The sequence below is a fragment of the Streptosporangium sp. NPDC006013 genome, assembly GCF_040614275.1.
Taxonomy (GTDB): domain Bacteria; phylum Actinomycetota; class Actinomycetes; order Streptosporangiales; family Streptosporangiaceae; genus Streptosporangium.
Window position 1 is genome coordinate 1 of record NZ_JBEXUE010000575.1, and the last position, 5,737, is coordinate 5,737.

A 5,737-nucleotide genomic window follows, 5' to 3' on the forward strand; every position below is an offset into this window, starting at 1 on the left:
CCCATCTCCCCCCACACCACCCTCTTCCTATCTCCCCTGTGAATCCCCCCGTAAAGTTCGGGGTTGTGCCCCCTCCGGCACCGCCGGAGGCGACACCCGCGGAGTCGGACCCCGTGGTCGTCCCACCGCACCGGGGCGGCCTCGAGGTCCGGTACGAGCCGGGGCAAAGGTCACGGGTCCCGGTAACCAGGTGTTTTCTCGCCGTTCCGCATAGTGCTCTCCTATCGCGGATAAAATCACTGCACTTATGCATGGCTATGACGAACACGACCAGGTCAGGTGGGTGCCGGAACCTCCCGGCAACCCCGGCAGAAACCCGTTCGGGCGTGATCGGGCACGCGTGCTGCACAGCGCCGGGCTGCGGCGGCTCGCCGCCAAGACCCAGGTCGTCGGCCCGGGAGAGACCTTCGGCAGCGGCCAGCACATCCCTCGAACCCGCCTTACCCACTCTCTGGAGTGCGCGCAGATCGGCCGGGAGATGGGTGAGGCGCTGGGCAGGAACCCCGACCTGGTGGAGACCGCCTGCCTGGCCCATGACCTCGGCCACCCGCCGTTCGGCCACAACGGGGAGACGGCGCTCAACGAACTCGCCGCCGGGTGCGGCGGCTTCGAGGGCAACGCGCAGAGCCTGCGCCTGTTGACCCGGCTGGAGGCCAAGGTGGTCACCGAGGACGGCCGTAGCGCCGGCCTCAACCTCACCCGCGCCGCTCTGGACGCGGCGGTCAAATACCCGTGGACCAGGGAAAGAAGTGCCAAGTACTGCGTCTACGACGATGACCTGCCGGTCTTCGAGTGGATCAGGGAGGGCGCACCCGAGGGACGGGTCAGCTTCGAAGCCCAGATCATGGACTGGGCCGACGACGTCGCCTACTCCGTGCACGACCTGGAAGACGCCCTTCACTCGGGCAACGTGGTGCTGGAGGCGATGCGCGACCCGGCGGAGCGCCGCGAGGTCTGCGCGACCACCCGCGAGTGGTACGCCCCCGACGCGGAGCCCGGCGAGCTGGAGGATCTCTTCGGCCGCCTGATCACCCAGCCGCTCTGGCCCCGCCACTTCGACCGCTCGCTCGCCGACCTCGCCGCGATCAAGGGGCTCACCAGCTCGCTCATCGGCCACTTCTGCAGGTCCGCCGAGGTGGCCACCCGCGAGGCGTACGGCCCGGCCGCCGGGCGCTACAGCGCCGACCTGATCGTGCCCAGGGCCACCCGGCTGGAGTGCGCGCTGCTGAAGGGGGTCACCGCCCACTACGTGATGGCCAGTGACGCGCACAACGCCAACCAGGCCAGGCAGCGCGAGCTGATCCACGACCTGGCCCACCAGATCATGCTGGGTGCCCCCGGCACCCTGGAACCGGCTTTCAGGCCCGCCTTCACCAGGGCGGCGGGGAACGCCGGTCGGCTCCGCGTGGTCATCGACCAGATCGCCTCGCTCACCGACACCTCCGCGGTCGCCTGGCACCGCCACCTGGCGGGTCACTGACCCGCTGTCGCGCTCAGCCGCCGCCCAGTGTGATCTGCTCCTGCTCATCGGGCTCTTCCGGCTTCCTGGTGGGCTTCTTCGTCGGCGTCGGCGTCGGCTTCGACGCGCAGAGGGTGACGCACCTGGGAGCCGCCCCGGTCCGGTTCATCACGGCCCGCATCTCGTCGGCCGGAGAGAGCGTGGGGTTGCCCTTCAGCCAGGCGTCCAGATAGTCCCACGGCTTGACCATGCCCCGGCGGACCCACCACAGCGAGGGATCGGCCTTCCAGGAGATCGCGAAATAAAGGTTGCTGGCCGTGGAGCGGGCATTGCCCGAGTTGCCGATCTGGCCCAGGACCTGGCCGGCGCTGACGCGCAGCCCCGGCCGGACCTCCGGGGCCACCTTGTCCAGGTGGCCGCCCAGGTAGCGCACGCCGTCGTCGCCGATGACCGTGACGAAGCGCCCCTCACGGTGGGCGCCGCGATCGGTGGACGGCTTCCAGCGGTTCTTGACGTTGACCTCGTCGACCACGCCGTTCACCGGTGAGACAAAGGAGCAGCCCTTGGCCGCCCAGATCGTGGTCTTGGGCAGTACCAGAAGCCTGCTCTGGTAGTTGACCGAGCAGTCCTTCACCGGGAAGACATAGGTGTGTTCGGAAACCTTCGGCGGCGGAACCCGCACCGGGGGGTCGGCCTTGGGACGGTCGACCGCCGTCTGCGGGGCGGGGGTCGGCGTCGCCTCGGGCATGGTCGCGGTGACCGAGGCCGGTGCCCCGGCGGCGGCCTCGGACTCGAAGCTCGGAGCCGCCGTGCCGATGCCCGCCACCCCACCCGGCGACGCGCAGGCTCCGGTGACGAGCACCGCACCTGTCACAGCGGCCAATCGTGCTATATGCCCCGATCGCATGATCTCCACCCGCGTACATTATCGAGAATCCGCCTTTACCTTTGTAACCGACGTCATGGTTGGTCACGACCGCTTCGGGAAAGTCATCGTTCCTCCTGTCCCTCCCGTCCCGGCGGCACCGCTGCCACCCGTCCGGAGGCGGGCCGGGCCGACTGCTCCGACCTGTCGGGGGGCCGGACTAGACTCGCGGCGTGGCAGGCCGGATCAGTGACGAGGACATCGCGCTCGTACGGGAGCGCTCACCGATCGCCGACATCGTGGGCGAGCACATCCAGCTCCGCAACGCGGGCGGCGGCAACCTGAAAGGGCTCTGCCCCTTCCATGAGGAGAAGAGCCCGTCGTTCAACGTGACCCCCACCCGGGGGTACTGGTACTGCTTCGGCTGCGCCGAGGGCGGTGACGTCATCACCTTCGTCCGGCGCCTGGAGCACCTGTCGTTCGGCGAGGCGGTCGAGCGGCTGGCCGGCCGGGCGGGCATCCAGCTCCGCTACGAGCAGGGCGGATACGTCCCGGGACGCGAGCAGGGCGAGCGCACCCGCCTGATCGAGGCACATCGGGCGGCGGCCGAGTTCTACGTCTCGAAGCTGTCCGCGCCCGACGCCGCGATCGGGCGCAGGTTCCTGTCGGAGCGCGGGTTCGAGCGGGTCGACGCCGAGCGTTTCGGCGTCGGGTACGCCCCGGCCGAGTGGGAGGCGCTCTCGCGGCACCTGATGGCCAAAGGGTTCACCAGCGCGGAACTGATCAAGGGGGGGCTGGCCAAGGAGGGGCGGCGCGGCCCGATCGACCGCTTCCGGGGACGGCTGGTCTGGCCTATTCGCGATATAACCGGAGATGTCATTGGTTTCGGCGCGCGGAAGTTGAACGACGCCGAAGACGGGCCGAAGTATTTGAACACCCCGGAAAGCCCGCTCTATAAGAAGAGCGAGGTTCTCTACGGTGTCGACCTGGCCAAACGCGAGATCTCCAAGCGCTCCCAGGCCGTGATCGTCGAGGGCTACACCGATGTGATGGCCTGCCATCTGTCGGGCGTGCCGACGGCGGTGGCCACCTGCGGCACCGCGTTCGGCGAGGAGCACATCAAGGTGCTCCGGCGGCTGCTGCTCGACCACACGGGCTCCCAGGGCGAGGTGGTCTTCACCTTTGACGGTGACTCCGCCGGGCAGAAGGCGGCACTGCGCGCCTTCGCCGACGAGCAGAAGTTCGCCACCCAGACCTTCGTGGCGGTGCAGGCGGACGGGCTCGACCCGTGCGACCTGCGCATCAGGCACGGCGAGGCGGCCGTGCGCGACCTGATCGCCGGCCGGGAGCCGCTGTTCGCCTTCGCCATTCGCAGCGTGATCTCCCGCTACGACGCGAGCACCAACGAGGGGCGGCTCGCCGGACTCGACGCCGCGGCACCCATCGTGGCCCGGATCAAGGACCAGGGGCTGCGCAAGCTGTACGCGGTGAGCCTGGACCGCTGGCTCGGTTTCAACGACGAGAGCTTCGTGCTGGACCGGATCATGGAGGTGTCCCTGCGGGCACAGCCGGGTCCCCGTCAGAAGGCCAGGCCGAGGAAGGTCGCGGACCTGACCGATCCCACCGTCAGGACCGAGGCCGAGGTTCTCAAACTGGCGGTGCAGCGTCCCGCGCTGCTCGGCCCGGAGTTCGACGTGATGGGCGGGGAGGCGTTCACCCTTCCCGAGCATCTCGCCCTCTACAAGCTCATCGCCGACGCGGGCGGCACCGCGGCGGCCGGAGCCGGCGGGCGAGAGTGGGTGGACCGGTTGCTGAACGGCGTGAGCGACTCCCTGAGAGGGCTCCTGACCCGTTTCGCGGTCGAGGAGATCCGCGCCGACCTGACGAGCGAGGAGCGGTACGCGGCGGGGCTGCTGGTGGCACTCGAACTGGTCGCCGTCACTCGCGTGCTCGATCAGCTCAAATCACGCATGGAGCGGACCAATCCCGTCGAGGAGCCGGAGGAGTACAAGCGGCTGTACGCGGAACTGGTCGCGCTTGAGCAGCAGCGGCGCGTGCTGAGGGAACGCGCCGCCGCGAGCTGATCGCGTAATTGGCTTTAATATCCGCGAGGCGATTCCACCAAACCCGAATAAGGTCTCAATTCGATAATGATCGCGGCCTTACCTTCGGTGACAAAAATAGGTCTGCCATTTAGGGGACCCAATACAGCAGACTGTCTCCCGTGGGTGCATCGGTGCTGCCAAGTGGGCCGCCATCGGTAGACCAGGTGGCCGACCTCGTCACGAAGGGAAGGGAGCGCGGAAGCGTCACGGTCGATGACGTGGCCGCCGCTCTCGACAAGTCCGAGCTGCCGTCCGACGCGCTTGAACGCGTCGTCCGCATGCTCGCCGAGCACGGAGTGGAGGTCCTCGAGCCTCAGAGCGACGAGGAACCCGCCCGGTCCGATGAGGAGGATATCGGGAAAAGGGCTCCTACCAGCGATCTCGTCCGGATCTACCTGCGGGAGATCGGTCGTGTGCCCCTGCTCACGGCAGAGGAGGAGGTGGAGCTCGCCAAGTCCATCGAAGCGGGCCTGTTCGCCGAGGACAAGCTGACCAGCGTCGTCTCACGCCTGGTCTTCCCGGAGTTCAAGGAGCTCGCCTGGCAGGGCACGCGGGCCAAGCAGCGGCTGATCGAGGCCAATCTGCGGCTGGTCGTGTCAATCGCCAAAAGATATGTGGGGCGCGGCATGCTGTTCCTGGATCTCATCCAGGAGGGCAACCTCGGGCTCATCCGGGCGGTCGAGAAATTCGACTACACCAAGGGCTACAAGTTCTCCACATATGCCACCTGGTGGATTCGCCAGGCGATCACCAGGGCCATCGCGGACCAGGCGCGCACCATTCGGATTCCGGTGCACATGGTCGAGACGATCAACAAGCTGGTGCGTGTCCAGCGCCAGCTCCACCAGGACCTCGGCCGCGAGCCCGCGCCCGAGGAGATCGCCCTGGAGATGGACCTGCCGATCGACAGGGTGATCGAGATCCAGCGGATCGCCCAGGAGCCGGTCTCGCTCCAGTCGCCGATCGGTGAGGAGGACTCCGACCTCGGTGACTTCATCGAGGACGCGGACGCGGTGGTCCCGATGGAGGCGGCGGCCTTCATCATGTTGCAGGACCAGCTCGACGACATCCTCGCGACGCTCTCAGATCGGGAACAGCGCATCATCCAGCTGCGCTTCGGGCTCGCGGACGGCCACCCCCGGACGCTGGAGGAGGTCGGCAGGGAGTTCGGCGTGACGCGCGAGCGCATCCGTCAGATCGAGTCGAAGACCCTCGCCAAGCTACGCCATCCGACGAGGGCGCAGATGCTCCGCGACTACCTCGAATGAGGAGCCGTACGGCGCGGGCCCCGGGAACCGAGGTTCCCGG

4 protein-coding genes are annotated in these 5,737 nt (G+C 68.1%); 3 read left to right on the plus strand and 1 reads right to left on the minus strand.

Going from position 1 to position 5,737, the window contains the following annotated elements; genetic code table 11:
* Positions 1–247 precede the first annotated feature (247 nt).
* A complete protein-coding gene (locus tag ABZ260_RS45275) occupies positions 248–1,480 on the plus strand; it encodes a deoxyguanosinetriphosphate triphosphohydrolase (RefSeq protein ID WP_355569166.1) in 1,233 nt (410 codons plus the stop codon).
* Between the two features lie 13 nt (positions 1,481–1,493).
* Here ABZ260_RS45275 and ABZ260_RS45280 read toward each other — a convergent pair whose 3' ends face one another.
* Positions 1,494–2,333, minus strand: a complete 840-nt coding sequence (locus tag ABZ260_RS45280; protein WP_355630493.1) for a M23 family metallopeptidase — start codon at positions 2,331–2,333, stop codon at positions 1,494–1,496.
* Positions 2,334–2,557: 224 nt separating this feature from the next.
* Between ABZ260_RS45280 and dnaG the strand changes: the two genes are divergently transcribed.
* A complete protein-coding gene (gene dnaG / locus ABZ260_RS45285; RefSeq protein ID WP_355630495.1) occupies positions 2,558–4,408 on the plus strand; it encodes a DNA primase in 1,851 nt (616 codons plus the stop codon).
* A 185-nt stretch (positions 4,409–4,593) separates the two neighbouring features.
* Positions 4,594–5,697, plus strand: a complete 1,104-nt coding sequence (gene rpoD, locus ABZ260_RS45290) for an RNA polymerase sigma factor RpoD (protein WP_355630498.1) — start codon at positions 4,594–4,596, stop codon at positions 5,695–5,697.
* The last annotated feature ends 40 nt before the right edge of the window (positions 5,698–5,737 follow it).

Coding starts and splice junctions, on each gene's coding strand:
- ABZ260_RS45275 (WP_355569166.1), top strand. CDS start 248: ATGCATGGCTATGACGAACACGACCAGGTCAGGTGGGTGCCGGAACCT.